Annotated in this window: 3 protein-coding genes; all 3 read left to right on the top strand. The window is 46.7% G+C overall.

Annotated features, from left to right (window positions below; translation table 11 throughout):
* Window positions 1-858, top strand: an 858-nt coding sequence (locus ACYVRH_RS12935) for a hypothetical protein (RefSeq protein ID WP_461257310.1), incomplete at its 5' end; no start/stop codon positions are given.
* A complete protein-coding gene (locus ACYVRH_RS12930; RefSeq protein ID WP_461257309.1) occupies window positions 831-1,046 on the top strand; it encodes a hypothetical protein in 216 nt (71 codons plus the stop codon). The genes ACYVRH_RS12935 and ACYVRH_RS12930, both read left to right, overlap by 28 nt.
* Before the next feature lie 7 nt (window positions 1,047-1,053).
* Window positions 1,054-1,249 (top strand): glycosyl hydrolase 53 family protein (locus ACYVRH_RS12925; protein ID WP_461257308.1); only part of this gene is annotated, 196 nt, incomplete at its 3' end.

Below are 1,249 nucleotides of genomic sequence, written 5' to 3'. Positions count from 1 at the left end.
GGCCATTACCGCTTTAAGAAAACTTACACAATGCCCGAATGCGCTCTGTGGAAGGATATACTTTACGGCTCGGACAAACAGTTGTTCTGGTACTGCGATCCTTTTATGCGCACTTGCGTTGACATGAATCAGGGCGGCGCGTTGATTGACTTAAGGCCTTATGCCGCGAAAATAGATTGGCCTGTTGGCATAGGCACCAAACACGTTCAGGACGCGTCCTATCCGTTTTTGATACAATCAATGTACCGCGCAGGTTACTTCACGCATTATGCCGGTGAGGGAACAATCCGCAGTTTAAAAATTCATTACAACGGCGAAGAGGCCGACCTGTGTTTATGCCGTACCAAGGCAAAATTCAGCCAAAGCGGCAATACCCGCACCCTTACCCTCGATCCCGTTGAAATAGAGTTTTCGGATTTGAAATTAACGGTGCAAACCATATACGATTTTGAAGAAGGTTCGTCCGCTATTAAAACTACCCGAAAGATACTTAATATGTCCAAACCCGCCGAGGTGGAGCTTGACGAATATATTACCGCCTGCTATGGCACCACCGAATACCCGGAGGATATGACCTGCGTTACTTTAACGGTGAAAGGCACTGTTGGCGGCGCCGAGAGCGAAGAGGTAATTAATTATAATTATAAATGCAGAGAGATAAAGGCCGAGGGCGCGATTTACGCTTGCGCGGAGATCGGCGCAATTAACACCCGCGTTGATTTTGAGCCGTCCTGTTATGCGGAAGGTTACGCGAGGGAGGGTTATGCGTTTTCACCCATGTTTACTTTGGGCTTAAAAAAGAAGATCGGCGAAGGGGGGGAGTTTGTATCATGGCTCAGGCTAAAAAAGGCAAAATGAACTACCGGTGTCCGTCATGCTTTATGCGCGATTTGGATATCGATATGTTTTACGACGCGGGAAAGGACGAGTATTACTGTTTAAGGTGCTGCTATACGGGCAGTGAAGCGGACGTAATTAAAAAAAACGATATGGCGCGTTTTCGCTACCGTAATCTTCTTAAGCGTATAGAAAAATTTGAGGATTAATGCGGTTATGATGGAAATAGGAATGGATGTTTCGACTCTTGAAGAGACCGAACGACTGGGCGGTAAATTTTATGAGAACGGAAAAGAAGCGCCGCTTTACGATGTTTTTAAAAAGCATGGGGTTACGAGTATACGACTGCGCCTGTGGAACAACCCTTTTAATGAAAGGGGCGAAAAATACGGCGCGGGCGGCTGCGATATAG

This window comes from Treponema sp. R80B11-R83G3, assembly GCF_054786115.1.
This window is presented reverse-complemented; position numbering and strand designations above follow the sequence as displayed.

Excerpts from the sequence above, each read along its gene's own strand:
- ACYVRH_RS12930 (WP_461257309.1), top strand. The coding sequence starts at position 831 with ATGGCTCAGGCTAAAAAAGGCAAAATGAACTACCGGTGTCCGTCATGC.